Origin of the sequence: Janthinobacterium violaceinigrum, from assembly GCF_009208555.1 — a bacterium.
GTDB lineage: Bacteria > Pseudomonadota > Gammaproteobacteria > Burkholderiales > Burkholderiaceae_D > Janthinobacterium > Janthinobacterium violaceinigrum.
The window spans coordinates 133,116-158,646 of the sequence record NZ_WFLI01000007.1; the positions used below are offsets into that span (position 1 = coordinate 133,116).

At 63.1% G+C, this 25,531-nt stretch carries 24 protein-coding genes; 16 read left to right on the forward strand and 8 right to left on the reverse strand.

Going from position 1 to position 25,531, the window contains the following annotated elements; all coding sequences use genetic code 11:
• Positions 1 to 63: 63 nt before the first annotated feature.
• From GCN75_RS08465 to nagZ, 4 genes are all read left to right on the forward strand, one after another.
• Positions 64 to 1,116 carry a YjgN family protein gene (locus GCN75_RS08465; RefSeq protein WP_226941200.1) on the forward strand — a complete coding sequence of 351 codons (1,053 nt, stop codon included), beginning with the start codon at positions 64 to 66 and terminating at the stop codon, positions 1,114 to 1,116.
• Position 1,117: 1 nt separating this feature from the next.
• Positions 1,118 to 2,131 (forward strand): M48 family metallopeptidase, encoded by a 1,014-nt coding sequence (locus tag GCN75_RS08470; protein ID WP_152282157.1) that lies wholly within the window; start codon positions 1,118 to 1,120, stop codon positions 2,129 to 2,131.
• A gap of 104 nt (positions 2,132 to 2,235) precedes the next feature.
• The gene (locus tag GCN75_RS08475; protein WP_152282158.1) at positions 2,236 to 3,846 is read left to right on the forward strand and encodes an FMN-binding glutamate synthase family protein; all 1,611 of its coding nucleotides are present in this window, start codon (positions 2,236 to 2,238) and stop codon (positions 3,844 to 3,846) included.
• A gap of 181 nt (positions 3,847 to 4,027) precedes the next feature.
• Positions 4,028 to 5,569 (forward strand): beta-N-acetylhexosaminidase, encoded by a 1,542-nt coding sequence (gene nagZ / locus GCN75_RS08480; RefSeq protein ID WP_152282159.1) that lies wholly within the window; start codon positions 4,028 to 4,030, stop codon positions 5,567 to 5,569.
• Between the two features lie 46 nt (positions 5,570 to 5,615).
• Here nagZ and GCN75_RS08485 read toward each other — a convergent pair whose 3' ends face one another.
• Positions 5,616 to 6,605: an oxidoreductase gene (locus GCN75_RS08485; RefSeq protein WP_152282160.1), complete on the reverse strand. Its 990-nt coding sequence runs from the start codon at positions 6,603 to 6,605 to the stop codon at positions 5,616 to 5,618.
• A 129-nt stretch (positions 6,606 to 6,734) separates the two neighbouring features.
• Between GCN75_RS08485 and GCN75_RS08490 the strand changes: the two genes are divergently transcribed.
• Complete coding sequence (locus tag GCN75_RS08490; RefSeq protein ID WP_152282161.1) at positions 6,735 to 7,655, forward strand: AraC family transcriptional regulator; 921 nt, start codon at positions 6,735 to 6,737, stop codon at positions 7,653 to 7,655.
• Between the two features lie 35 nt (positions 7,656 to 7,690).
• Here the strand turns inward: GCN75_RS08490 and GCN75_RS29130 are convergent, their stop codons facing one another.
• The 4 genes from GCN75_RS29130 to GCN75_RS08505 form a co-directional block, all read right to left on the reverse strand.
• Complete coding sequence (locus tag GCN75_RS29130) at positions 7,691 to 7,852, reverse strand: hypothetical protein (RefSeq protein ID WP_193317420.1); 162 nt, start codon at positions 7,850 to 7,852, stop codon at positions 7,691 to 7,693.
• 64 nt (positions 7,853 to 7,916) lie between these two features.
• Positions 7,917 to 8,198, reverse strand: coding sequence for a hypothetical protein (locus GCN75_RS08495; RefSeq protein WP_070220612.1), 282 nt, complete (start codon positions 8,196 to 8,198; stop codon positions 7,917 to 7,919).
• 9 nt (positions 8,199 to 8,207) lie between these two features.
• Positions 8,208 to 10,109: a ferrous iron transporter B gene (gene feoB, locus GCN75_RS08500; RefSeq protein ID WP_152282162.1), complete on the reverse strand. Its 1,902-nt coding sequence runs from the start codon at positions 10,107 to 10,109 to the stop codon at positions 8,208 to 8,210.
• A gap of 2 nt (positions 10,110 to 10,111) precedes the next feature.
• Entirely contained in the window at positions 10,112 to 10,396 is a 285-nt protein-coding gene (locus tag GCN75_RS08505) for a FeoA family protein (protein WP_152282163.1), read from the reverse strand.
• 425 nt (positions 10,397 to 10,821) lie between these two features.
• Here GCN75_RS08505 and GCN75_RS08510 point away from each other — a divergent pair, with 425 nt between their 5' ends.
• Positions 10,822 to 11,037, forward strand: a complete 216-nt coding sequence (locus GCN75_RS08510; RefSeq protein WP_152282164.1) for a (2Fe-2S)-binding protein — start codon at positions 10,822 to 10,824, stop codon at positions 11,035 to 11,037.
• A gap of 17 nt (positions 11,038 to 11,054) precedes the next feature.
• Positions 11,055 to 11,756, forward strand: coding sequence for an energy transducer TonB (locus tag GCN75_RS08515; RefSeq protein ID WP_152282165.1), 702 nt, complete (start codon positions 11,055 to 11,057; stop codon positions 11,754 to 11,756).
• Positions 11,757 to 11,978: 222 nt separating this feature from the next.
• Here GCN75_RS08515 and GCN75_RS08520 read toward each other — a convergent pair whose 3' ends face one another.
• Entirely contained in the window at positions 11,979 to 12,659 is a 681-nt protein-coding gene (locus GCN75_RS08520) for a Fe2+-dependent dioxygenase (protein ID WP_152282166.1), read from the reverse strand.
• Between the two features lie 422 nt (positions 12,660 to 13,081).
• Between GCN75_RS08520 and bfr the strand changes: the two genes are divergently transcribed.
• On the forward strand, positions 13,082 to 13,558 hold the full coding sequence (bfr, locus tag GCN75_RS08525) for a bacterioferritin (protein ID WP_092607216.1): 477 nt from the start codon (positions 13,082 to 13,084) through the stop codon (positions 13,556 to 13,558).
• A 58-nt stretch (positions 13,559 to 13,616) separates the two neighbouring features.
• Here the strand turns inward: bfr and GCN75_RS08530 are convergent, their stop codons facing one another.
• Positions 13,617 to 14,231, reverse strand: coding sequence for a glutathione S-transferase N-terminal domain-containing protein (locus GCN75_RS08530; protein ID WP_152254807.1), 615 nt, complete (start codon positions 14,229 to 14,231; stop codon positions 13,617 to 13,619).
• Between the two features lie 277 nt (positions 14,232 to 14,508).
• Between GCN75_RS08530 and purB the strand changes: the two genes are divergently transcribed.
• The 6 genes from purB to GCN75_RS08560 all read left to right on the forward strand — a co-directional run bounded on the left by purB (position 14,509) and on the right by GCN75_RS08560 (position 20,803).
• Positions 14,509 to 15,888, forward strand: coding sequence for an adenylosuccinate lyase (purB, locus tag GCN75_RS08535; RefSeq protein ID WP_152282167.1), 1,380 nt, complete (start codon positions 14,509 to 14,511; stop codon positions 15,886 to 15,888).
• A 188-nt stretch (positions 15,889 to 16,076) separates the two neighbouring features.
• Entirely contained in the window at positions 16,077 to 16,601 is a 525-nt protein-coding gene (locus GCN75_RS08540; protein ID WP_070311507.1) for a cytochrome b, read from the forward strand.
• A 42-nt stretch (positions 16,602 to 16,643) separates the two neighbouring features.
• Positions 16,644 to 17,198, forward strand: coding sequence for a YceI family protein (locus tag GCN75_RS08545; RefSeq protein WP_152282168.1), 555 nt, complete (start codon positions 16,644 to 16,646; stop codon positions 17,196 to 17,198).
• Positions 17,199 to 17,330: 132 nt separating this feature from the next.
• Positions 17,331 to 17,906, forward strand: coding sequence for a YceI family protein (locus tag GCN75_RS08550; RefSeq protein WP_152282169.1), 576 nt, complete (start codon positions 17,331 to 17,333; stop codon positions 17,904 to 17,906).
• 166 nt (positions 17,907 to 18,072) lie between these two features.
• Positions 18,073 to 18,342 carry a GlsB/YeaQ/YmgE family stress response membrane protein gene (locus tag GCN75_RS08555; RefSeq protein WP_071075198.1) on the forward strand — a complete coding sequence of 90 codons (270 nt, stop codon included), beginning with the start codon at positions 18,073 to 18,075 and terminating at the stop codon, positions 18,340 to 18,342.
• Between the two features lie 307 nt (positions 18,343 to 18,649).
• The gene (locus GCN75_RS08560) at positions 18,650 to 20,803 is read left to right on the forward strand and encodes a S46 family peptidase (protein WP_152282170.1); all 2,154 of its coding nucleotides are present in this window, start codon (positions 18,650 to 18,652) and stop codon (positions 20,801 to 20,803) included.
• 69 nt (positions 20,804 to 20,872) lie between these two features.
• Here GCN75_RS08560 and GCN75_RS08565 read toward each other — a convergent pair whose 3' ends face one another.
• On the reverse strand, positions 20,873 to 21,442 hold the full coding sequence (locus GCN75_RS08565) for a hypothetical protein (RefSeq protein ID WP_152282171.1): 570 nt from the start codon (positions 21,440 to 21,442) through the stop codon (positions 20,873 to 20,875).
• A gap of 149 nt (positions 21,443 to 21,591) precedes the next feature.
• Between GCN75_RS08565 and GCN75_RS08570 the strand changes: the two genes are divergently transcribed.
• Positions 21,592 to 23,280, forward strand: a complete 1,689-nt coding sequence (locus GCN75_RS08570; RefSeq protein WP_152282172.1) for a M14 family zinc carboxypeptidase — start codon at positions 21,592 to 21,594, stop codon at positions 23,278 to 23,280.
• A 90-nt stretch (positions 23,281 to 23,370) separates the two neighbouring features.
• Positions 23,371 to 25,524 (forward strand): FUSC family protein, encoded by a 2,154-nt coding sequence (locus GCN75_RS08575; protein WP_152282173.1) that lies wholly within the window; start codon positions 23,371 to 23,373, stop codon positions 25,522 to 25,524.
• Positions 25,525 to 25,531 lie beyond the last annotated feature (7 nt).

Here is a 25,531-nt window from a genome sequence, read left to right on the forward strand (position 1 = left end):
CAATTGATAACTATTCCATATTCCCTTATCTTGTTTTGTTTCCAATAAGTAAGGATTTTCCCCGTGGATGTCGACGTCAACAACAACAGCGCCCAACGCGAAGCCATCACCTTCAGCGCCACCGGCAGCGAATACTTCCGGATCTGGATCGTCAACCTGCTGCTGAGCATTGTCACCCTGGGCATTTACTCTGCCTGGGCCAAGGTGCGCCGCAACCGCTATTTTTACTCGAGCACCCACCTGGCGGGCGGCAGCTTCGAATACCACGGCAACGCCGTCGCCATCCTGAAAGGCCGCATCGCGGCCGTGGTGCTGATCGCCGGCTACAACATCGCCTTCCAGGTCTCGCCCATCGTCGGCCTGATCATGCTGGTGCTGATGGCCGCCATCCTGCCCTGGCTGGTCTGGAAAAGCCTGCAATTCAAACTGTACAACACCAGCTACCGTGGCATCCGCTTCGGCTTTGGCGGCAGCGCCGGGGAAGCCTACAAGTACTTCCTGTGGCTGCCTATCCTGAATACCTTCACGGGCGGCTTGATGACGCCATTCCTGCACCAGCGCCTGAAGCGTTTCCAGCATACGCAAAGCCGTTTCGGCACCACCCATTTCAGCTTCGACGCCACGGTCGGCAGCTTCTACAAGACCTATCTGCTGTTCTTCGCGCTGCTGCTGGGCGGCCTGCTGGTGCTGATTTTCCTCGTCTTCGGCGGCGTGTTCGCCTCGTTTGCCGCCAATGCGAATGACAGCACCAAGGTAGGCAGCCTGCTGCTGGCCGTCGGCGCGCTGTACCTGTGGGCGTTCACCGTGCTGCCGCTGTTCCTGACCATGATCCAGAACCTGATCTGGAACCATACGCGCCTGCTGCAGCACCAGTTCCAGTCGCAGCTGACGTGGGGCCGCACCACCTTCGTCATGCTGAGCAATCTGCTGGGCATCGTCGTCACCCTGGGCCTGTTTACGCCATTCGCCCACGTGCGCTGGCTGAAGTACCGCCTGGAAGCGACATCCATGCTGGTGCATGGCAGCCTGGACGAGTTTGTCGCCGCCACGGGCCAGCAAGTGTCGGCCACGGGCGAAGGCATGGTCGACCTGCTGGACTTCGACCTGTCGCTGTAGCATGACGCCCGATCACCACGCGCCGGATGCGGCCCCCGTGCCCGCGCGCTATTTCGACGGCCAGACTTCGCGCCTGTACCACGTGACGCTCAGCGTGCGCGATGGCCAGGCCGTGCTGGCCGGCGACATCGAGCGCAGCTGCCCCCTGGGCGAGCTGCATGTGTCCGAACGCAGCAGCCACGCCGTGCGCAAGGTCAGCTTTGCCGACGGCGCCTACCTGGAAATCGCCGACCAGGCGGCCTTCAACAGCCTGCTGCACGACACGGGCCACCGCGACGGCTGGGTGGTGCGGCTGCAGCAAAGCTGGCGCGGCGCCCTGCTGGCCACGGCGGCCACCATCGTCGCCCTGTGGCTCAGCTATCAATACCTGCTGCCGCTGGCAGCCAAGGGCGTGGCGTATGCCCTGCCGCAGTCCGTCGAACGGCAGCTGGGCCAGGGCGTGCTCGACATGCTGGACCGCCATGTGTTCGCCCCCAGCAAGCTCGATGGCGCGCGCCAGCAAGCGTTGCGCGCCCAGTTCGCCCGCCTGGCCACGCCTGGCGACAGCATGCCCGAGCACCGCATCGTGTTCCGCAAGAGCAAGATCGGCCCGAACGCGTTTGCCCTGCCGTCCGGCGACATCGTGCTGACCGATGAAATGGTCGAACTGCTGCCGGACGACGAAGCCATCATGGGCGTGCTCGCGCATGAACTGGGCCATTTGCAGCAGCGCCACCTGACGCGGCGCATCATCCAGACTTCGGCCGTGGGCGCCGGCGCCGCACTGCTGTTCGGCGACGTCTCGACGGTGGTGGCGACCCTGCCGCCGTTGCTGCTGGACCTGAAGTATTCGCGCGACGTGGAACGCGACGCGGACGACTACGCGATTGCCATGCTGCGCCAGAACGGCATTCCCCTGGAACACCTGGCGCAAGTGTTTGTCGCGCTGGGCAAGCTCGATGGCGGCACGCCATACCTGTCGAGCCACCCGGCCAGCGCCGAACGCGTCGAGCGCATCCGCGCCGCACAGCGCTAAGTACCCACGCGGCGTCCACCGGGCGCCGCGTTCTTTCCAGCCAGCACGTTCCGCGAATCGAAGGTAGACTCATCAGTTATCAGTCTGACTTCCCCGGAGTGCCCATGCACCTAGTACCATTTCGCTACCTGACCTTCATTGCGACGGCAGCCATCTTTGTCCTGTCCCTGTTTTACTATGACCATTACTGGCTGCCCGTACTGGCCGGTGCGCTGACCCTGGTCGGCATCAGCGACCTGCTGCAAACCAAGCGCGCCCTGCGCCGCAACTACCCCATCCTCGCGCATTTCCGCTTTTTCTTCGAGAGCATCCGCCCCGAGATCCGCCAGTATTTCCTGGAAAGCGACAGCGAAGCGACACCGTTCTCGCGCAGCCAGCGCAGCATCGTCTACCAGCGCGCCAAGGAGCAGACGGACAAGCGCCCGTTCGGCACCCAGCTCGACGTGTATGAAGCGGGCTATGAGTGGATCAACCATTCCATCGCCCCCGCCAAGGTCACGGGCCACGATTTCCGCATCGAGATCGGCAACCATCCCGACTGCCCGCGCGAAAAACCGTATTCGGCCAGCGTCTTCAATATCTCCGCGATGAGCTTTGGCGCCCTGTCGGCCAACGCCATCCTGGCCCTGAACGGCGGCGCGCGCAGCGGCGGCTTCATGCACGACACGGGCGAAGGCAGCATCAGCCCGTATCACCGCGAAAACGGCGGCGACCTGGTATGGGAAATCGGCTCCGGCTATTTCGGCTGCCGCAACCAGGACGGCACGTTTTCGGAAGAACGCTTCATCGCCAACGCCAGCTCCGAGCAGGTGAAAATGATCGAGCTGAAAATGTCGCAGGGCGCCAAGCCGGGCCACGGCGGCGTGCTGCCCGGTCCGAAAGTGACGATTGAAATCGCCACCACGCGCGGCGTGATGGTGGGCGAGGATTGCGTCTCGCCGGCCGCGCACAGCGCCTTTTCCACGCCACTGGAAATGCTGCACTTTATCGACCGCCTGCGCAATCTGTCGGGCGGCAAGCCGACGGGCTTCAAGCTGGCCATCGGCCATCCGTGGGAGTTTTTCGCCATCGTCAAGGCCATGCTGGAAACGGGCATCACGCCCGACTTCATCGTCGTCGACGGCAGCGAAGGAGGCACGGGCGCCGCGCCCCTGGAATTCACGGACCATGTGGGCACGCCGCTGCAGGAAGCGCTGGTGCTCGTGCATAACACCCTGGTGGGCGCCAATCTGCGCGACAGGATCAAGATCGGCTGTTCGGGCAAGATCATCACGGCCTTCGACATCGCCCGCCTGCTGGCGCTGGGCGCCGACTGGTGCAATTCGGCGCGCGGCTTCATGTTCGCACTGGGTTGCATCCAGTCGCAAAGCTGCCACACGGACCGCTGCCCCACGGGCGTGGCCACGCAAGACCCGCAGCGCCAGCGTGCGCTGGTGGTGTCCGACAAGATCTCGCGCGTGGCGCACTTCCACCAGAACACCATGAAAGCGCTGGCCGAACTGATCGCCGCCGCCGGCCTGGCCCACCCGCAGGACCTGCGCCCGCATCACCTGGTGCGGCGCATCTCGCCGAACCAGGTGAAACTGGCTTCGGCCCTGCTGCCCTTCCTGGAAGCGGGCCAGTTGCTGGACCCGAGCCAGCTGCCGCAGCTGCCGCCCGTGTTTGGCCTGTACTGGCCCAAGGCCCAGGCGGCATCGTTCCAGCGCCTCGATTGAGTCCTGTGTTGCGCAAGCGAGGCAATACCACTTAATAACCACTTGCGCAAAAACCTGAATCCAATACAATACCAAAATAAGGTCAAAACCAAGGCAGCTTTCCGGTGAGCGCTCCATTGCGCCGCCGCGGGCCACAATACGGACTTGTCGTCATCAGAATGAATACCGGAGGAGTTGCAGCATGGAGCAGGGTTTGCGCGAAAAAGTAGGACAGTTGTTCATGGTGGGCTTCGACGCCCTGCAGGCGGACGAGCATATCAAGACCCTGATACGGCAAAAGAAGGTGGGCGGCGTGATCCTGTTCCGCCGCAACGTGCACACGCCCGCGCAAGTGTCGGCCCTGTGCCGCGAGCTGCAGGAAATCAACGCGGAAGTGTCCGACACCCCGCTGCTGATCTCCATCGACCAGGAAGGCGGCATGGTGATGCGCATCGAGCAGGGCGTCACGCCGGTTCCCGCGGCGATGGCCTTCCAGGCCGCCGGTTCCGTCGAAGACTGCGAACGCATGAACCAGATCAGCGGCGATGAAATGCGCCAGGTGGGCATCAACATGCTGCTCGCCCCCGTGCTGGACGTCAACAACAACCGCAACAACCCCGTCATCGGCGTGCGCGCCTATGGCGAAGATGCCGCCACCGTCATCGACTACGGCATGGCCGCCATGCGCGGCCAGCGCGCCAGCGGCCTGGCCGTGACCGCCAAACACTTCCCTGGCCACGGCGACACGGCCATCGACACGCATTACGCCATGGCCCTGGTGCCGCACGACAAGGAACGCCTGCGCGCCGTGGAACTGGCGCCGTTCCGCGCAGCCATTGCCGGCGGCGTGGATGCCATCATGACGGCGCACGTGGTCTTTCCCGCCTTCGAAGCCGACACCAGCGTGCCGGCCACCCTGTCGAAAGGCGTGCTGACGGACCTGCTGCGCGGCGAGATGAACTACCAGGGCGTCGTCATCACCGACTGCCTGGAAATGGCAGCCATCGCCGACGGCATCGGCATCCCCAAGGGCGCCATCGCCACCCTGCAGGCGGGCGCCGACATCGTCCTGATTTCGCACCGCGAAGCGCAGCAGACGGCGGCCATCGACGCCGTCATCGCCGCCGTGGAAAGGGGCGAGATTGCCATGGAGCGCATCGACGCGGCTTGTGCCCGCGTGGCTGAACTCAAGCGCAACCGCGCCGTGCGCGACTGGCGCGCCCGCCCGCTCAACCCACCGGCGCTGATGCAGCCGGCCGCCATGGCCCTGTCGCAGCTGCTGCAAAAAGCGGCGCTGCGCGTGCAGGGCGACTACCGCCCGCTCGACGCGGGCCTGCCCGTGACCCTGCTGACGGTGGAAGTGCGTTCGCGCAGCGAAATCGACGAAGTGGCGCTGGGTCGCAACAAGGAAGCGCGCAGCTCGATGCTGCCGGCGTTGCTCGACGCGGGCCTGGACGTGCGCGAGTACGCCCTGTCGGCCGAAGCGCTGGACGAGGAAGTGGACGCCGCCATCGCGTTTGCCCAGGGCGCGCAGCAGATCGTGCTGCAGACGTATAACGCCATGTTCGTCGACGGCCAGCGCCGCCTCGTCGACGCCCTGCCGCACGATAAGCTGTGGCTGGTGGCGGGCCGGCTGCCGTATGACCTGGACCTGGCGCCGATCGCGCAAGGCCGCCTGGCCGCCTTCGGCTGCCGCCCGGCCGCGCTGGCGCCCGTGGTGGAAAAACTGGCGGGCCAGGCATAAATCCACGCCGCCCTTCCTGCATATGCCGGGCGCCGCCCGGCATTTTTCATGCAGCGCCGGGATCGAAACGCACGCCCGTCATCTGTTCGCTCAGCGCCCATAGCCGGCGCGCCTGCGCAGGGTCGGCCGCCCAGCGCCGCACGCCCGGCCCCGTGCTGTCGTCCGCCACCAGGGCGGCAATATCGCAATCCTCGCAATACACGCCGCCAAGACCGTCCAGCTGCGCGCTGGTGGCACACCAGACGGCCGTGGCGGCCCCCTGCGCCACGTTCTTGAAACCCGATTGCGGCGGCGGATTTACCTGGCCCGCATCGTCAAGCGCGCCCACCCTGCGTAAATCATCCTGGTCCAGGTGGCGCACCAGCGGCGTCAGGATGGCGCCCGGGTGCAGCGAAAAGGCGCGTACCTCGTGCGCCGCACCGCGCCGGTCCAGCTCCACGGCAAACAGGGCGTTGGCGCTTTTCGACTGCGCATACGCGCGCCATTTGTCGTACGGCTGGCGCAGGAAATGCGGGTCGTCCAGGTCGACGCCCGCCTGCCGGTGGCCCAGCGACGACACGCACACCACGCGCGCCCCCCGCGCCTGCCGCAAGGCGGGCCACAGGCGCGCCGTCAGCTGGAAATGCCCCAGGTGATTCGTCGCGAACTGCGCCTCATAGCCGCGCGCATCGCGCAGCAAGGGCGAGGCCATGAGCCCGGCGCCGTTGACCAGCACGTGCAGGGCGCGGCCGGAGGCGAGGAAAGCGGCGGCAAAGGAGTCGATGGCTTGCGGATCGAGCAGGTCGAGCGCGGCGACTTCCACGCCGGCCAGACCGGTCAATGCCGCTTGCGCCTGGCGCCGGTCGCGCGCCGGCACCACCACGCGGGCGCCGGCGCCGGCCAGCACGCGCACCGTTTCCAGGCCCAGCCCTGAAGCGCCGCCCGTGACGATGGCCTGCATGCCGGACAGGGCGCGCCCGGCCAGCGCTTCGGTGGCGGTGGTGGCCGCGCCGAAGCCGGTGTGAAGAGGAGTCTGCCTGTAATCGCCGTATGTCATGTCTGCCTCTGCATGTGGGTGGCCAGCGCGGGATGGCTGGCGACATGCGTATTTTGCGCGGGCGGCTCTGGACTGTGAATGGCGTAAAATCCGCAATACTGTCGCTATCGTCCAGAACTGGAACCCGCCATGGATCTGCTTTCCGATGTACTGTCGCGGTTTGACACGCGCAGCTCCTATTTTGCCGGCCTGAAGGCGGGCGGCGCGTGGGCCATCGACTTTCCGCCGCCGGACGGCATCAAGTTCAACGCCGTGATCGAGGGCAGCTGCTGGCTGACGGTCGCGGGCATCGACGCTCCCGTGCCGCTGCGCACGGGCGACTGCTTCCTGCTGGCGCCGGGACGCGCGTTCACGCTGGCCAGCACGCCCGGCTTGCCGGCCACGCCGGCGCAGGAAGTGTACCGGCACGCGCAGCAGGGCGTGGCCCGCCACGGGGGGCCGGAACACGATTTCTTCCTCATCGGTGGACGTTTCAGCTTTGGCGACGAGGCGGCCATCCTGCTCGACTGCCTGCCGCCGCTGCTGCACGTGCGCGGCGACACGGACCAGGCCAGCGTGCTGCACTGGGCCTTGCAGCGCCTGGCGCAGGAACTGCAGGCGACGGCGCCTGGCGCGGCGCTGATGACGCGCTACCTGGGCCACATGATGCTGCTGCAGATGCTGCGCCAGTATCTTGAAGCGCAGGCGTCGCATCCCGTGGGCTGGCTGTTCGCGCTGGCCGATCCCCGGCTGCGCGCCGCCATCGAGGCCATGCATGCGCAGCCGGCGCAGCGCTGGACCTTGCTGCAGCTGGCCGCCGTCGCGGGACAGTCGCGCTCCGCCTTTGCCCTGCACTTCAGGAACCGGGTGGGCGTGACCCCGCTCGATTACCTGCTGCGCTGGCGCATGCGCCTGGCCACGCGGCGCCTGAAGGACAGTGCCGCGACAGTGACGTCGATCGCGCAGGCGCTGGGCTACGATTCGGACAGCGCCTTCAGCCATGCCTTCAAGCGCGTCATGGCATGCTCGCCGCGCCAGTACCGGCTGCGCCACGCAAACGCGCAGGCGTAAAAAAACCCGCGCTGGCGGGTTGTGGCAATACAGGGTCAGCGCGCTGGCACGGGCGGCAGGGCCGCCACCGCCAGCAAGGCAAACGGTCCGAGGAACAGGCCGATGCCGAACCACAGTCCCCCGTGGCGGCCGCGCCGGCTGGCCAGCAGCCAGGACGCCATCGCAAACAAAAACATGAAGATCAACAGTATCGCCATTGCCACTCCTTGCCATGCGGAAAGCCCAGTGTAGCCGACGGGCGGGCCCGTGGCTAGACGTAGATCAGTCCTGGCGCTGTACCTGCATCAGGATCACGCGCTTGCTGCTGCCGTCGGCCGGCGGCGTGGCGGACGGCGGCGGCGGGCTGTCGCAGGAACCGCAGGAACCGCAGCCGCTGCCGCAGCCCGGCGCCACCTTGAAGAAGGTCGACATCTTCGCTTCGTCGAGGCCGCAGCGCACGAGGCCGCGCACGATGGCACGGCGCACGCCCGCCGGCAGGTACTTGGTTGAAAAATGCAGCAGCGCGGCGGCAACGATCAGGGCGACGATAAGGGTTTGCCACATGGTGCTCTCCTATGCGCCAGCCAGCAGGGCGAGGCGGTACGTGATGAACGAGGCGGCGTAGGCCAGGGCGAACATGTAGCCGGCCATCAGCAGCGGATAGCGCCAGCCGCCCGTCTCGCGCTTCACCACGGAGAGGGTCGACAGGCACTGCGGCGCAAACACATACCAGGCCAGCAAGGACAGCGCCGTGGCCATCGACCACGAATGGGCGATCAGCGGCTCCAGGGTGGAGGCCAGCGCGTCGCCCGTCTGCGACAGCGCATACACGGTGCCCAGGGCGCCGACGGCCACTTCGCGCGCCGCCATGCCCGGCACCAGCGCGATGCAGATCTGCCAGTTGAAACCGATGGGCGCGAAGATCACTTCCAGGCCGCGCCCCAAGATGCCGGCCAGGCTGTAGTAGATCGGCGGGTGGACCGCGTTGTCCGGCGCACCGGGGAAGGTGCTGAGGAACCACAGGATGATCATCAGGCTCAGGATGATGGTACCGACGCGCGTCAGGAAGATCTTCGCGCGCTCCCACAGGCTGACGGCCAGGTTGCGCAAATGCGGCCAGTGATAGGCCGGCAGTTCCAGCATCAGCGGCTGGTTGCCGCGCACGCCCATGCTGCGCTTCATGACCCAGGCCACGGCCATGGCCGAGATGATGCCGGCAAAGTACAGCACGAACAGCACCAGGCCTTGCAGGCTCAGGTAACCCCACACCTGGCGTTCCGGGATGAAGGCGGCGATGATCAGCGCATACACGGGCAGGCGCGCCGAACACGTCATCAGCGGGGCGATCATGATGGTCACCAGGCGGTCGCGCGGGTTCTGGATGGTGCGTGCCGCCATCACGCCGGGAATGGCGCAGGCAAAGCTCGACAGCAGCGGAATGAAGGCGCGGCCCGACAGGCCCACGCCGCCCATCAGGCGGTCCAGCAGGAATGCGGCGCGCGGCAGGTAGCCGCAGTCTTCCAGCGCCAGGATGAAGAAGAACAGGATCAGGATCTGCGGCAGGAACACCAGCACGCTGCCGACGCCGCCGATGATGCCTTCCACCAGCAAGCTCTTCAGATGACCGTCGGGCATGTTCGCCGTCAGCACGGCGCCCAGGTGGCCCACGCCATCGGTGATCATTTCCATCGGCGTGGCGGCCCAGGCAAACACGGCCTGGAAAATCAGGAACATCAGCACGGCCAGGATCATGGGGCCGACGATGGGGTGCAGCACCACGTCGTCGATCTTTTCCGTCAGGTTGCCACGGTCGCTGGCGTCATTGCTGACGGCGGCCAGGATGCGGCGCACTTCGCGCTGGGTTTCCTCGACGGTGACGGCATCGATGGCCGCCAGCGGCTTGGCGTCCACGGCCGGCAGCGGCAGCATGGCGTCGATGGCGTCCAGCAGGGCTTTTTCGCCATCGTGCTGCACCGCCACGGTTTCCACCACGGGCATGCCCAGTTCCTGCGACAGTTTCACCGTGTCGATCAGCATGCCGCGCTTGCGCGCCACGTCCGTCATGTTCAGCGCCAGCAGCATGGGCAGGCCCAGGCGCTGGACTTCCAGCACCAGGCGCAAGTTCAGCCGCAGGTTGGTGGCGTCGACCACGCAGATGATGGCGTCCGGACGGGGATCGCCGCGGCGCAGGCCCCCCACCACGTCGCGCGTGATGGCTTCATCGGGCGTGGTGGCCGACAGGCTGTAGGCGCCCGGCAAGTCGAGCACGCGCACGGGCTTGCCCGCGGGCGACGTGAAATGGCCTTCCTTGCGTTCGATGGTCACGCCGGCGTAGTTCGCCACTTTCTGGCGCGCGCCCGTCAAACGGTTGAACAGGGCGGTCTTGCCGCAGTTCGGATTGCCCAGCAAGGCAATTTGCGGCTGATGCGGCGGCTTGTGCACGCCCGCGTCGACGATAGTTTCTACAGCACCCATGGTCATTCCGGTTGAGTCAACGGTTGAATCGCGATCAGCGCCGCTTCGAAGCGGCGCAGGGCGAACGTGGCATTGCCGACCTTGATGGCCAGCGGGTCGCCGCCAGGAATGCCGCGCTTGAGCATGCGGATGCGTTCGCCAGGAACGAATCCCAGCTCCATCAGGCGGCGGGGCAGGTCCACGCCGTCCTCCGTCTGTCCTGCCGCGAGGGGCGTGATATGCAACACCGTACCGCTCTGGCCGACTGCCAGCGCATCGAGCGTCATCAAGGGTGGAACTAGAGTCATGAGCAAAATCCGTTCAAATTAAGAACACCGGAGACAAGTTGCCGCGCCAGGCGCAGGGCATTTGCTGCCAGTGTTGTGAGGTAAAACGCAACTGTTGCGCATTACCGACAAGCGGCCTTTCATTATGTCCAGACGGCGACCGTCCGAGACAATACCAGCATTATAAACATGAATGCGAATAGTTTTTATTTAGCCCGGAGAGTGGCCCCCGTCAAGGGCTGTCTCATTCGCGCACACGGCATAGCGGCGCGGCCGCCGGCGTGCCGCGCCGGGCTGCCAACGGCCGCACACTTGATCAAAATCGCTTGCATTGTCCCCCGCTTTGCGCGACAATGAAACGTAATGATAATGATTCTCATTAAAACACTAGCAATAATGCTTCGCGGCACTAGTGCATTTTCATCATCCAGCCAGAAGGTGTATCAATGATTGTATGTGTCTGCAACAACATATCTGATCGTGAAATCCGTCAAGCCGTCGATCTTGGCCTGTCCAGCATGGCCGAACTGCGCCGCGACCTGGGCGTGGCAACCTGCTGCGGCAAATGCCACACGTGCGCACGGGAAGTGCTGAACGATCACCTGAGCGCTACCGTAGCGCTGCAAGAAACCGTATTGATGCGAGCTGTACTGACAAACTAAAGAAAGCGATGAACGCCATGACGATGATGCCCCCGCCCGTAACGGTGCAGGCCGTGCAACAATTTGCCGACTTCGACAAGAAGCGCAACAAGTTCGCGCCGCTGATGGCCATCGTCGTCCTGCACCTCGCCGGGTTCTATGCGATCCAGAGCGGCTTGCTGAGCAAAGTCGTCACGGCGGCCATGCCGACCATCACCACCATCAGCATCATCGCCCCGCCGGCGCCGCCCAAGCCGCCGACACCGTCCGTCCCCAAAACCGTGGAACTGAGCGCTCCCATGCCGCGCGCCGTGATCCCGCCGCTGCCGCTGATCGCCGTGGCACCCACGGAACCGACCATCACGCCGCCGCAGCCGACGCGCGCCGAAGCAGCGCCCGTGGCCACCGCCGCGCCGACCGCGCCATCGACACCGTCGCCCACGCCGCCGGCCCCGTCCACGCCGCGCACCGTCAGCAGCGTCGAATACATCAAGGCACCGCAACTGATCTACCCGAATCTGTCGCGCCGCCTGGGCGAGAGCGGCACCGTGGTCTTGCGCATCCTGATCAATGAAAAGGGCTTGCCCGAGCAAATCCTGATCCACAAATCGACCGGCTACGGCAACCTCGACGAAGCGGGCCGCCAGGCAGCGCAGCGCGCGCTGTTCAAGCCCATGATCGAAAACGGCAAGCCCGTGCCCGTGTACGTGCTCGTCCCGCTGACCTTCCAACTGAGCTAGCCTTCCGGCGGCCCTTGCGCCGCTGCCAGCCCGCAAGCATCGCACCGTGTGCCCTGCTTGCTTTTTTGCGCCCTGTTTTTAGTCAAGCGATTTGCTTGTTTCAGTCTGCCAGCCTACATCCCCGGGCCAGGCAGACTTTTTTTTGTCCGCAATGGGGGTCAGACCCTCAACACCGCCAACGCCAAGCTCAGCGCCAACGTCGCCGGGGGTCTGACCCCAGCCTCACATCTCCGCCCACATCCGCAGCAGGTTGTGATAATGCCCCGTCAAGCCCACGGTCGCCGGCGAATCGCCGTGCTCGCCGCGCACGCTCTGGATGTTCTGGTCGAGCTCGAACAGCATGCTGCGCTTCCAATCCTCGCGCACCATGCTTTGCGTCCACAGGAAAGAGCAGATGCGCTCGCCGCTGGTGACGGGCAGCACTTGATGCACGCTGCTCGACGGATACACGATCACGTCGCCCGCCGGCAGTTTCACTTCATGCGTGCCGTAGGAATCGACCACCACCAGCTCGCCGCCTTCGTATTCGTCCGGTTCGCTGAGGAACACGGTCGACGAGACGTCGGCGCGCATCGACTGCATGCCGTTTTTCGGCGTGCGGATGGCGCCGTCGATATGCAAGCCATAATGCTCGCCGCCCGCATAGCTGTTGAAGAACGGCGGCAGGATGCGCAGCGGCAGCACGGCCGAAAAGAACAGCGGATTGGCCATCAGCGCGCGGCTGACGATCTCGCCCAATTCCAGCGCCAGCGGCGAGCCCTCGGCCAGCTGGCGGTTGCGCTTGACCTGCGCCCCTTGCGCCCCGACGCTGGCGCGCCCATCGACCCAGTCCGTCTGCGCCAGGCGCTGGCGAAACTGCGTCACCTGTTCCGGCGTCAGCACGCCGGGTATATGCAGCATCATCTTGCTTTCCTTTATCGTGAAATTCCCCCGCTGATTATCGCATCGCCACCGGCGGCCAAGAATACATAAAGGCAAGAATGGCGCAAACATTGCGCGCCGTTTTCACACGACCATACCGGCGTGCCGGCCATCCCCACAAGACGGCATGAACGCGAATGAGAATGGCCTTCATTTTCCTTGACAAATAAAAAACGGAAAAATGTGGCAATCCATTTGAGAATGGGTTTTATTCGCACGATATTTACGTTAAAAAGACGGAAAAATGCCGTTTACCGCCCGAAATTGCCCATATTTTGCGCTATCATGCGGGCATAGCGAGACCGGCAACATGCGCGCCACCAGGCAGCCCTTCGCCACCCGGCCGTGGCCGCCAGCAGCCTCCGGTTTCATCATCGAACGCGACACAGAACAAAGGAAATCCCATGAAGGGCGATAAAGAAGTCATCCGCATGCTCAACGCACAGCTCACCAACGAACTGTCGGCCATCAACCAGTACTTCCTGCATGCACGCATGTACAAGCACTGGGGCCTGGAAAAGCTGGGCAAGAAGGAATACGAAGAATCGATCGGCGAAATGAAACACGCCGACAAGCTGATCGACCGCATCCTGATGCTCGACGGCCTGCCTAACCTGCAAGCGCTGCACAAGCTGCTGATCGGCGAGAACACGCCGGAAATGCTGGAATGCGACTTGAAGCTGGAACGCGCCGCGCACGCCACCGTCAAGGAAGGCATCGCCATCAGCGAAAAAGCGGGCGATTACGTCTCGCGCGACCTGTTCCTGATGATCCTGGAAGACACGGAAGAGCATATCGACTGGCTCGAAACGCAGATCGACCTGATCGCCAAGATCGGCATCCAGAACTACCTGCAGAGCCAGATGGCGATTGAAGAGTAATTTTTCTTCGATGCAGATAAAAAAACCGGCAATTGCCGGTTTTTTTACGTCCGTGCCTTTATTGCGGCACCGTGTCCTTGAACGATTGCCGCTCGGACAGCTTGTCGAACAGACGCGCGAGCGCGGGGTGATCGGCGCGCCAGTCGATTTCCGGGAAGCGGAAGCTGAGCCAGCCCAGGGTGCAGCCCACGGCCACGTCGGCCAGGGTGTAGTTCTTGCCGGCGCAATACGCGCTCTCGCCCAGGCGCGCTTCGAGCGCCGCCAGGCCCAGGGTGATCTTGTCGAGCTGGCGCGCGATCCAGGCGGCGCTTTGCTGCTCGGGCGGACGCTGCGTGCGCTCCAGGCGCACCAGCACGCCCGCATCGAGGATGCCGTCGGCCAACGCTTCCCAGTTCTTGATGTCGGCCCGCTCGCGGCCATTGCCGCCGGCCGGCAGCAGCTTGCACACGGGCGTGAGCGTGTCGAGGTATTCGACGATGACTTTCGAATCGATCAAGGTGCTGCCATCCTCCATCACCAGGCAGGGCACCTTGCCCAGCGGATTGGCCTGGGCGATGCGGGTTTCCGGCACCCACACGTTTTCCAGCTCGAAGACATAGTCGAGCTTTTTTTCCGCCAGCACGATACGGGCTTTGCGGACATACGGGCTGGCGAGGGAACCGATCAGTTTCATAGGTACTTTAAGGTAAAGGAGCAGCAAGCAGTATAGCATCGGCGGCAGCGGCATTTGGCAGCGCGCGCCCGGCGCCCGGCACGGTGTGGCAGGCACGCCGCATCGGGGCCCGATTCGGCCGGAATGGGGGCCATCAGCAGCCAACGGACGGCTAACCAGCGGCCAGCGGTGGTAAAATCGCCCTTTACTGTGGCGCCGTCAGTGTTGCTGTATTGCAATAGCCCTGCCCTCCCCGCGCGCCACACGCCAACCGTTTCTTTAACTTGCGTCCGCTCTCATGACTTCTACTACTCCGTATTCCACGCTGTCGGCCCTGTCTCCGCTCGATGGCCGCTACGCCAGCAAGACCGATCTGCTGCGCCCGATCCTGTCCGAAGCCGGTTTCATGCACCACCGCGTGAAAGTGGAAATCTCCTGGCTGCAAGCGCTGTCGCAAGCCGGTTTTGCTGAAATCAAGCCGTTCTCGGCCGAAGCGACCGCCCTGCTCGACAAGATGGCGGCCGACTTCTCGGAAGCCGACGCGGCCCGCATCAAGGCCATCGAAGCGGTCACCAACCACGACGTCAAGGCCGTCGAATACTGGCTGAAGGAACAAGTGGCGGACGTGCCGGAACTGGTGGCGGCGTCGGAATTCATCCATTTCGCCTGCACCTCGGAAGACATCAACAACACGTCGCACGGCATGATGCTGAAAGCGGCCCGCGATGGCGTGATGCTGCCGGCCTTGAACGGCCTGGTGGCCAAGCTGACGCAGATCGCGCACGACAATGCCGACGTGCCGATGCTGTCGCGCACGCACGGCCAGACGGCCAGCCCGACCACCCTGGGCAAGGAATTTGCCAACGTCGTGGCCCGCTTGCAGCGCGCCGTGAAACGCATCGCGCAAGTGGAAATCCTCGGCAAGATGAATGGCGCCGTCGGCAACTACAACGCCCACCTGTCCGCCTACCCTGGCTTCGACTGGCCCGCCTTCTCGCAAGCCGTCATCGAACAGCGCCTGGGCCTGGTGTTCAATCCGTACACCATCCAGATCGAGCCGCACGACTACATGGCCGAACTGTTCGACGCCTTCGCGCGCGCCAACACGATCCTGCTGGACCTGAACCGCGACATCTGGACGTATGTCTCGCTGGGCTACTTCAAGCAGAAGCTGAAAGCGGGCGAAATCGGTTCCTCGACCATGCCGCACAAGGTCAACCCGATCGACTTCGAAAACTCGGAAGGCAACCTGGGCCTGGCCAACGCTGTGCTGAAGCACCTGTCGGAAAAACTGCCCGTCTCGCGCATGCAGCGCGACCTGACCGATTCGACCGTGCTGCGCAACATCGGCGTGGGCCTGGGCTACACCCTGCTGGCCTATGACAGCTGCCTGCGCGGCCTGAACAAGCTGGAAGTGAACCACGCGCGCCTGGCGCAAGACCTGGACGCGACGTGGGAAGTGCTGGCCGAGCCCGTGCAAACCGTGATGCGCCGCTATGGCATCGAAAACCCGTACGAGCAGTTGAAAGAGCTGACGCGCGGCAAGGGCATCTCGAAAGAAGCACTGCAAACCTTCGTCAATGGCCTGGCCATTCCGCAGGATGCCAAGGACGTGCTGCTGACCATGACACCGGCTAACTACATCGGTATCGCGGCGCAGCTGGCCAAGGCCATCTAAGCGACCAGCACTCCCCGGATCACGCCGATCCGCTGCCGCGGGGCGGCCAGCACACAAATGCTGGCCGCCCCGCGGTTTTTCCGGCAGTCTTTCTTGTAGAATCTCCAGCACGCAGCGCAATTTGCTTTTCTTTGGTATATTAGGCCGAACTAGTCCTAATGCGTACTACTTTCAAGAAAGCCCCGCCGATGCAACGCTACACCACCACCGCCATCATCCTGCACTGGCTGACCGCCCTGCTGATCATCAGCGCCTTTGTCATGGGCCTGGTCATGACGGACATTCCCGGCCTGACGCCCACCAAGCTCAAATATTTCTCCTGGCACAAATGGCTGGGCGTGACCGTGCTGGCCATCGCCGCCATCCGCCTGCTGTGGCGCAAGGCCAACGTGCCCCCACCGCACCCGGCCAGCATGGTTGCCTGGCAAAAGAAGGCGGCCGACGCCATGCACGTGCTGCTGTACATCCTGATCTTCGCCGTACCCATCTCCGGCTACCTGTACACCCTGGCCGCCGGCGTGCCGGTGGTGTACCTGGGCCTGTTCCAGCTGCCCGTCATCATGGCGCCGAACCCGGAACTTAAGCCGCTTTTAAAAGAAATTCATTATGTTCTGAACATGACGATGGCCGCCGCCGTGGCCGCCCATGTGCTGGCGGCGCTGAAGCACCAGTTCATCGACCGCGACGGCGTGCTCAAGCGCATGCTGCCGTAACACCGACTTCCCCTTGCTCACTGAAACTCCAGGAAAAATAAGATGAAAACCACCCAACGCATCGTCCTCGCTTCCCTGCTGGGCCTGTCCGTGGCCGCCACCGCCGCCACCTTGCTGAAAGTCGATCCCGCCAAGACCAGCGTGTCGGCCGTGTTCAAGCAAATGAACGTGCCCGTGGAAGCGAAGTTCAAGAAATTCAATATCGCCATCGATTACAACCCGGCCACACCGGACGCCTCGAAAGCGTCGGTGGAAATCGAGACGGCCAGCATCGATATCGGCGACCCGGAATACAACAAGGAAGTGGCCAAGAAAGAATGGTTCAACGCGGCCCAGTTCCCGAAAGCCACGTTTGTCTCGAGCAGCATCAAGGCCGCCGGTGCGGGCAAGCTGACGGTATCGGGCAAGCTGAGCATCAAAGGCAAGACCACCGACGTGACCTTCCCCCTGACGGTGAAAGCCGATGGCGGCAAATATGCATTTGACGGCGCCCTGCCCATCAAGCGCCTGACCTACAACATCGGCGAAGGCGAGTGGAAGGACACGAGCATGGTTGCCGATGAGGTCACGATCAAGTTCCACGTTTCGGCTCAGTAACGCCTGAGAAAACGTCCTTGACTGCGTTGCTCTTGCCTCGTCGTACTATTCGTACTGCCTTCGGCAAGGCGCCTTGTCCTGAACGTTTTTCAGACGTTAGCAAAAACAACCCCACAACCCTTTAGGATCTGCATGAAATTTTCGCACTTGATGATCGCCGTGCTGGCAGCCGCCGGTGCCGGTTCGGCCATGGCCGCTACCGACACCTACAACCTCGACCCGACGCACACCTTCCCCAGCTTCGAAGCCGATCACATGGGCATGTCCGTGTGGCGTGGCAAGTTCAACAAGACCAAGGGCACGGTCTCCCTGGACCGCGCCGCCAAGACGGGCAGCCTGGACCTGGTCATCGATGCCGATTCGATCGACTTCGGCCTCGATGCCATGAACACGCACGCGAAAAAAGCGGACATGTTCAACGTCGAGAAATTCCCGCAAATCACCTACAAGAGCACATCGCTCAAGTTCAACGGTGAACAGCTGGTGGAAGTGGACGGCGAACTGACCCTGCTGGGCGTGACCAAGCCCGTCAAGCTGAACGTGAGCAAGTTCAAGTGCATCATGCACCCGCGCTACAAGCGCGAAGTGTGCGGCGCCGATGCCAGCGCGGAATTCAAGCGCAGCGACTTTGGCCTGAACTACGGCATGCCGGCGTTCTCGCCGGAAGTCAAGCTGGCCATCCAGGTGGAAGCGATCAAGGCCGATTAAACACCGTCTTGCCGCATGACAAGCCCGCCTCGCTGCCCGCAGCCAGGCGGGCTTTTGCATGCGCCGCGCGAATCCGCTGGACTTTTCTATCGTGCGGCATCAGTATCACCTGGCATGATGTTTTTCTAACATGGCACCCCTACTCACCCATCGCGCGGAGGACTACATGAATTTCATTATCTGGATCGTTATTGGCGGCGTCATCGGCTGGCTGGCCAGCATGGTCATGAAAACCGATGCGCAACAAGGCATCTTCCTCAATATCGTCGTCGGCATCGTGGGGGCCTTCCTGGGCGGCTGGCTGCTGGCGCCCCTGTTCGGCACGGGCACCATCAATAGCGACAACTTCAGCCTGTCCTCGCTGCTCGTTTCCTTCCTGGGCGCCGTGATCCTGCTGGGCATCGTGAATCTTTTGCGCCGCGGCAAAATACGCTAGACGGGCAAACGCCCTCCATCACGAAGTGGCCGGGCCGCGCCAGCGCCCGGCCATTTTTCATTTCCGCCAAGACAATTGTATGGACAATACCACAGCCGTTGCACGGAAAAATGGGGCCTGGCGGCCGGATTCTTCCCCTGCACCACTAAAAATTATGTCATTTAAGCAAGCAAGTGCAAACATGCTGCCCGGAAAATGTGATTGACTAGTGCGAGTTCGATACGGATACTCTAGGTCGCCCGCTGAGAAAAAACACTGGGTACACGTTGGTTCCGACTTCCCACCATGTAAAAAGACTAGAACTCGAATGAAAAAATCTTTAATCGCGCTCGCCATCCTGAGCAACTTCGCACACGCCGACGAAGGCATGTGGATGCCCCAACAGCTGCCACAAGTAGCCAAGGAATTGAAAGCCGCCGGCTTGAAACTGGACCCGACCACCCTGACCAAACTGACCGAGTTCCCGATGGGCGCCATCGTCAGCCTGGGCGGTTGCTCGGCGTCGTTCGTCTCGCCGCAAGGCCTGGTTGCCACCAACCACCACTGCGTCTACAACAGCGTGGCGGTCAATTCGACCAAAGAGCGCGATTTGCTGGCCAACGGTTTCCTGGCCAAGACCTTCGCTGAAGAATTGCCGGCCGCCCCAGGCAGCCGCATCTTCGTCACCTCGGCCGTGACCAATGTCAGCGACAAGATCATCACCGCCGACGTAGCCAAGCTGCAAGGCAAGGCACGCATCGACGCGATCGAGAAAAACCAGAAGAAACTGGTCGCCGAATGCGAAAAAGAAGCGGGCTTCCGCTGCACCGTGTCGAGCTACTACGGCGGCCTGGAGTTCTACCTGATCAAGCAACTGGAAATCCGCGACGTGCGCCTGGTGCACGCGCCTCCGGCCGGCGTGGGCAAGTTCGGCGGCGACACCGACAACTGGATGTGGCCGCGCCACACGGGCGACTACGGTTTCTACCGCGCCTATGTCAGCAAGGACGGCAAGGCTGCCGACTTCAGCAAGGACAACGTGCCCTACCAGCCAAAACACGTGCTGAAACTGGCCAAGGATGGCTTGAAAGAAGGCGATTTCGTCATGGCGCTGGGCTACCCTGGCCGCACCAACCGTCACCGCCTGCCATCGGAAGTGGCGTTCACGTTTGACTGGAACTACCCGGCCTTCGTGAAAGCGTCGGGCGAAACCCTGGCCATCATCGCGCGCGAAACCAAGGACAACAAGGATGTTGCCCTGAAATACGCGGGCCAGGTGGCTGGCGTGAACAACTACTACAAGAACCGCCAGGGCATGCTCGATTCGTACGCGGGCAGCGACTTCCTGGCACGCAAGACGGCAGAACATGAAGCCCTGAAAACCTGGGTCAACGCGAATGCAGCCCGCAAGGCGGAGTTTGCCGGCGACATCGAGCAAGTGGAAAAACTGATCGCCGAGCGCGATGCCGACACCAAGCGCGATTTCTTCCTGGGCTACGCACAGCCGCGCCTGCTGAACACGGCACGCAGCCTGTACCGCCTGTCCAACGAAAGCACCAAGGCCGATACGGAACGCAAGTCCGGCTACCAGTCGCGCGACTTGCCACGCCTGGAAGCGGGCATCACGTCGGTCGAACGCACCTACGATGAAAAAGTCGACAAGGCGCTGGTACTGAACAGCCTGGCCAAATACGCCGCGCAACCGGCAGCACAGCGCCGCGCCAGCTTCGACGCCGCCATCGGCATCAAGGACGGCATGTCGCAAGCCGACCTGTCCGCCGCCCTGGACAAACTGTATGCGGGAAGCAAACTGGCCGACAAGGCCGAGCGCGCAGCATGGCTGAAACGCACGCCTGCCGAATTCCAGGCCAGCAAGGACAGCTTCATCCAGGCAGCCGTTGCCATGTACCCGGATTCGCTGAAAAACGAAGCGGAAGACGAAGAACTGGCCGGCAAGATCCAGCAAGCCTACGCCAACTACATGAAAGCCAAGATCGCCTTCATGAAGAGCAAGGGCCAAGCCGTCTATCCGGACGCCAACAGCACCCTGCGCGTGACCTTCGGCCGCGTGGCCGGCCGTGACCATGGCGCCGATGGCACCACCTGGACCGCGTTCACCACCGTCAATGGCGTGGTGGCCAAAGCCACGGGCCAGGGCGAGTTCAATGCACCGGCCAATCAACTGGCCGCGATCAAAGCCAAGGACTTCGGCAAATTTGTCGATCCGAAGCTGAAAACCGTGCCGGTCGATTACCTGGCGACCCTGGACATCACCGGCGGCAACTCCGGTTCGGCTGCGCTGAACTCGAAAGGCGAATTCATCGGCCTGGCCTTCGATGGCACCCTGGACTCGATCATTTCCGATTGGGACTACAACAAGGCCAACACCCGTTCGATCCAGGTCGACCTGCGCTACATGCTGTGGAACATGAAACACGTCGACCACGCAGACAACCTGCTGAAAGAAATGGGCGCTGAATAACAAAAAGCAATAACCCGGTAACGGGCGCTTGTCACCTGAGCCACTCCTGCGGGAGTGGCTTTTTTTCGTCTAGCGCCGGACCTTTGAAAACCGGTAAGGCACGGCTTGCTCCGCGCCAAACACCTGCCCCCGGCCGCTTCCCAGCGGCAGCATCACGCGCCGCCCCTGCTGCTGCAGCAAGGCCAGGTCGGCGCCGGGAAAACGCTGCGCCAGCAAGGCATAAGCTTGCCGCTCGACGGGGGCGGCAAGGATCACGATGCGGTAGTCGCTATCGCCAAAGTCCAGCAGCAGCGCGGCAACCTCGTCCGGCCCCGGCAACGCCGTGATGCGCAGGCGCGCGCTGCCCTTGACGAGTTCGAAGGCTGACCACAGGGGCAAGGTGCGCTGCGTGGCGCCGATCTGCAGCAGCGGCGCGTGGTGCGCATACGCCGACGTCAGCACGATGTCAGGCCGCTCTTCCGGCACGGCCCCATCGACGGCCAGCAGCCAACCCCGGTAGCGTATCAGCGCGCCCTGCGCGGTAGCCGTGACGGACCCGCCCTGCGCCACGGGCGCCTTGCCCGCAGGCAAGCGCAACGGCGCCGCCTGTGCCGCCAGGCAAGCCCACCACACCAGCGCCGCCATCGCTGCCTTGCCCATGCCGCCTCCCTTGCGCGTGAAACGTATTCATAACACAAGTCCCGCACTTGCCTGCTGCGGCGCCTCAAGGCAGGAGCGCCGGTGCTACAATTGGCCCCTAGCGGGCGTACTTACCCAGCGCGCCTTCCCCCTCCCAGACTCAGACCGCTATGCCACCAGACTTGCGCACGACCTACGAACTCGGTAACCACAACCAGACCACGACCTGGCTGGAATGCATCACTTTCTACAAAGATCTCGCCGCACGCTATCCGCAAGTGCTGCATTTCGAACAGATCGGCCTGTCCGACTCGGGCGTGCCCATCCACGCTGGCGTCGTCAGCGCGGACGGCGTCTTCGACCGCGAGCAGATCAAGCGCGCGGGCCGCACCGTGTTCTTCAACAATAACGGCATCCACCCAGGCGAACCGGAAGGCATCGACGCCTGCATGGCCATCGTGCGCGACCTCTGCACGCAGCCCGAACGCCTGGCGGCGCTGGGCAGCACCGTGCTGCTGTTCATCCCGATCTACAACGTCGATGGCAGCCTGAACCGTGCCAACTCGTCGCGCGTGAACCAGGATGGCCCGGAGCAATTCGGTTTCCGCGGCAATAGCCGCCACCTGGACCTGAACCGCGATTTCATCAAGTGCGACAGCCTGAACGCGCAAGTGTTCAACCGCCTGCTGGCCAGCTGGGACCCGGACGTGATGGTCGACACGCACACGTCCAACGGCGCCGACTACCCGTATACGATGACCCTGATCCACACGCAGACGGATAAGCTGGGCAATGGCCTGGGTCCCTTCCTGCAAGACACCATGCTGCCGCACATCTTTGCGCAAATGGAACAGGCGGGCTGGCCCACCTGCCCGTACGTGAATCCCGTCAAGGACAGCCCCGACCACGGCATCGCCGAATTCCTCGAAGTGCCCCGTTTCTCGACGGGTTTTGCGGCCTTGCATCACGTCATCGGTTTCATGCCGGAAACGCACATGCTGAAACCGTTTGCCGACCGCTACGCCTCCATGCGCGCCCTGCTCGACATCACCATGGCGTTCACGGTCCAACATGGCGAACAGATCAAGCAGCTGCGCGCGCAAGCGAAAGCGGCAGGACGCACGCAAGCCGCATGGCCCATCCACTGGGCCATGAACGAAGAGCAACCGTCGACCTTCCCTTTCAAGGGCTATGCGGCCCAGTACACGCCAAGCATCCTCGGCAACTACCAGCGCCTGTCCTACGACCGCTCGCAGCCGTGGGAGCGCGACATCGCCTACTACAACCGCTTCGATGCGGACGTCACCGTGGACGCGCCGAAAGCCTATATCGTGCCGCAGGCATGGCGCGAAGTCATCGAGCGCCTGCGCTGGAATGGCGTGGAAATGCACCGCATCACCGCCGAACAGACCGTAACGGCGCGCTACTACCACATCCATAACGTGGGCACCCGCGCGACCGCCTACGAAGGCCACATGTTCCACGACACGGTGGACGTGGAAGCGCGCACGGGCCAGTTCACCGTGCAGGCGGGCGACTATGTGGTCAGCCTGGACCAGGACAATGCGCGCTACGCCGTGGAAACCCTGGAACCCGAGGCGCACGACAGCTTCTTCCGCTGGGGCTTCTTCAACAGCGTGCTGGAAAAGAAGGAAGCGTTTTCCGATTACGTGTTCGAAGACATGGCATCCGAACTGCTGCGCGACGAGCCGGCCCTGGCCGCCAAGTTTGCCGACTGGAAAGCGGCGAATCCGGCCTTGCTGAGCAATCAGGAAGCCGTGCTGAATTTCATCTTTGCACACTGCCAGCGCTTTGCCGAACCGGAATGGCGTCGATATCCCGTGATTGCCCTCATGTAACTCGGGGCTGTAGCGAATGCAACATCCTGGCGCCGCATCGGAGACCCCGGTGCGGCGCCTCTTTCTGTGCTCTACCCACAAGGTAATCCCATGCACTACGCACTGAACCTGCGCACCTTTATTTACAGCCATTATTTTTACCTGGGCTTGCGCGTGGCCATCGGTCTCGTCGGCCTGGCCTTGCTGACCCAGGAAATCAGCGACAGCAATACCGCCATGACGGTGTGCATCGGCGCCCTGTGCACGACCCTGATGGACATGCCCAGCCCCCTGCGCCACAAGTTCAACGAAATGCTGGCCTCCGTGCTGCTGTGCAGTGCCGTCACCCTGCTGATCAGCCTGTGCGGCCCCGTGCACTGGCTGCTGCTGACGGTACTCGTACTGGTCAGTTTCCTCGCCAGCATGATGGTGGTGTACGGCAAGAAATCGATGCCCTTGCAACTGGCCGCCCTGTTCATCATGACCATGTCGATGGAGCACCAGATGACGTGGCAGCAATCGTTTCACCACGCGGGCCTGTTCATGCTGGGGGGATTGATATATCTGGCCTATGCCATGGCCATCGCCTGGGTCTTGCGCCACCGCATCAAGCAGCAAGTGCTGGCCGAAGCCCTGTTCGAACTGGCCGCCTACATCGACATCAAGGCCGATTTCTACGACACGCGTTTTAACCTGACGGAGCAGTTCAACAAACTGGTGCGCCACCAAAGCATCCTGGCCGACCGCCAGCAGGCGTCGCGCGACTTGATCTTGCGCAGCCACAAGAACAGCAAGGATGCCATCGTCGTGCAGGTGCACGTATGCATGCTGGATCTGTATGAGCTGATCCTCTCCACGCACACGGATTACGCGCTGCTGCGCCAGCACCTGACCGACTCCGACGTGCTCAAATCCCTGCACGACCTCGCCTACAAGGCGGCGCGCGATATCGAATCCGTGGCGTATGCCGTCACGCGCAAGCGCGCCTCGTATGCGCAGATCAGCTACGACAAGGAATGGTCCGACATCGAGGGAGAAATTGCCCGCCTGCATGCGAAAGGCGACAGCGCGCAGGAAGCGCTGGCCACCTTGCGCGCGCAGCGCAACAAGATCCGCGCCATTTTGAAAATGATCGCGGACTTGCATCTGGCCAGCCAGAAAGTCTATGACAACGTGCCGTTCTGGAGCGGCGCGGACATGGCGCCCTTCCTGTCGCAGCAAAAATACGAGCTGAAGACCCTGCTGTCGAACCTGCGTCTGGAGTCGCCCGTGTTCCGCTTCGCCCTGCGCGTATCGATGGCCATTTCCGTGGGATTGGCCATCGGCCACTGGCTGCCGTATGCGGCGCACAGCTACTGGATCGTGCTGACCATCGTCATCATTTTGCGCCCCACGTTCAGCATGACGCGCCAGCGCCGCGCCGACCGCATCATCGGCACCATCATCGGCTGCGTCATCACGGCCATCGTGATCCGCTTCGTGCACAGCAATATCGTGCTGATGGCCATCCTGTTCCTGTCCATCGTGGCCACGCCCACCTTCATCTACTTGCGCTACCGCTACACGGCCATCGCCGTCAGCCTGATGATCCTGCTGCAAATGCACCTGGTGGCGCCCAGCAACCCAAACCTCGTCAGCGAGCGCCTGATCGATACCCTGATCGGCGCGGCAGTGGCGACCGTGTTCAGCTTCGTGCTGGCCAATTGGGAATACCAGAGCCTGCCACGGCTCGTACGCCAGGTGCTGAATGTGAACTTGAGCTATATGCAGGCCAGCTTCGAGCTGCTGCAGGGGAAATGTTTCGATGACTTCGCCTACCGCATCGAACGCAAGCGCCTGATGGACAGCCTGGCAGCGCTCAGCTCGGCACTGGTGCGCATGCTCGACGAACCGGCCAGCAAGCAGCGGGCCGTGGAAGACATCAACCTGTTCATCGTGCAAAATTACTTGCTGGTCGCCCACGTGGCGGCCCTGCGTTCGATCCTGGGGCGCCATGCCAGCCAGCTGCCTGTCGCCCCCGTCAACGCCTTGCTCAGCCACAGCCATACGCAAGTGTGTTTGACCCTGTCGCGCGCGCTGGAGCAGCTCGACAACAAGGCTGCCATCAGCGCGCCGCTGGCCGCCCCAGCCGCGCCGCCGGCCAGCGACGTGGCCTGGTCGGGCTGGCCGCTGGTCCAGAGACGCATCCGATTGTTGCAGGCCGATGCGGACAAGATCGTGATACATAGCGCGGCGATCGTACATATTGTGGCACCGCGCGCCTGACAAAAAG

Bases quoted from the DNA above. Each gene is read 5' to 3' on its own strand.
- GCN75_RS08470 (WP_152282157.1), top strand. From the start codon at position 1,118: ATGACGCCCGATCACCACGCGCCGGATGCGGCCCCCGTGCCCGCGCGC.
- GCN75_RS08475 (WP_152282158.1), top strand. From the start codon at position 2,236: ATGCACCTAGTACCATTTCGCTACCTGACCTTCATTGCGACGGCAGCC.
- nagZ (WP_152282159.1), top strand. From the start codon at position 4,028: ATGGAGCAGGGTTTGCGCGAAAAAGTAGGACAGTTGTTCATGGTGGGC.
- GCN75_RS08485 (WP_152282160.1), bottom strand. From the start codon at position 6,605: ATGACATACGGCGATTACAGGCAGACTCCTCTTCACACCGGCTTCGGC.
- GCN75_RS08490 (WP_152282161.1), top strand. From the start codon at position 6,735: ATGGATCTGCTTTCCGATGTACTGTCGCGGTTTGACACGCGCAGCTCC.
- GCN75_RS29130 (WP_193317420.1), bottom strand. From the start codon at position 7,852: ATGGCGATACTGTTGATCTTCATGTTTTTGTTTGCGATGGCGTCCTGG.
- GCN75_RS08495 (WP_070220612.1), bottom strand. From the start codon at position 8,198: ATGTGGCAAACCCTTATCGTCGCCCTGATCGTTGCCGCCGCGCTGCTG.
- feoB (WP_152282162.1), bottom strand. From the start codon at position 10,109: ATGGGTGCTGTAGAAACTATCGTCGACGCGGGCGTGCACAAGCCGCCG.
- GCN75_RS08505 (WP_152282163.1), bottom strand. From the start codon at position 10,396: ATGACTCTAGTTCCACCCTTGATGACGCTCGATGCGCTGGCAGTCGGC.
- GCN75_RS08510 (WP_152282164.1), top strand. From the start codon at position 10,822: ATGATTGTATGTGTCTGCAACAACATATCTGATCGTGAAATCCGTCAA.
- GCN75_RS08515 (WP_152282165.1), top strand. From the start codon at position 11,055: ATGACGATGATGCCCCCGCCCGTAACGGTGCAGGCCGTGCAACAATTT.
- GCN75_RS08520 (WP_152282166.1), bottom strand. From the start codon at position 12,659: ATGATGCTGCATATACCCGGCGTGCTGACGCCGGAACAGGTGACGCAG.
- bfr (WP_092607216.1), top strand. From the start codon at position 13,082: ATGAAGGGCGATAAAGAAGTCATCCGCATGCTCAACGCACAGCTCACC.
- GCN75_RS08530 (WP_152254807.1), bottom strand. From the start codon at position 14,231: ATGAAACTGATCGGTTCCCTCGCCAGCCCGTATGTCCGCAAAGCCCGT.
- purB (WP_152282167.1), top strand. From the start codon at position 14,509: ATGACTTCTACTACTCCGTATTCCACGCTGTCGGCCCTGTCTCCGCTC.
- GCN75_RS08540 (WP_070311507.1), top strand. From the start codon at position 16,077: ATGCAACGCTACACCACCACCGCCATCATCCTGCACTGGCTGACCGCC.
- GCN75_RS08545 (WP_152282168.1), top strand. From the start codon at position 16,644: ATGAAAACCACCCAACGCATCGTCCTCGCTTCCCTGCTGGGCCTGTCC.
- GCN75_RS08550 (WP_152282169.1), top strand. From the start codon at position 17,331: ATGAAATTTTCGCACTTGATGATCGCCGTGCTGGCAGCCGCCGGTGCC.
- GCN75_RS08555 (WP_071075198.1), top strand. From the start codon at position 18,073: ATGAATTTCATTATCTGGATCGTTATTGGCGGCGTCATCGGCTGGCTG.
- GCN75_RS08560 (WP_152282170.1), top strand. From the start codon at position 18,650: ATGAAAAAATCTTTAATCGCGCTCGCCATCCTGAGCAACTTCGCACAC.
- GCN75_RS08565 (WP_152282171.1), bottom strand. From the start codon at position 21,442: ATGGGCAAGGCAGCGATGGCGGCGCTGGTGTGGTGGGCTTGCCTGGCG.
- GCN75_RS08570 (WP_152282172.1), top strand. From the start codon at position 21,592: ATGCCACCAGACTTGCGCACGACCTACGAACTCGGTAACCACAACCAG.
- GCN75_RS08575 (WP_152282173.1), top strand. From the start codon at position 23,371: ATGCACTACGCACTGAACCTGCGCACCTTTATTTACAGCCATTATTTT.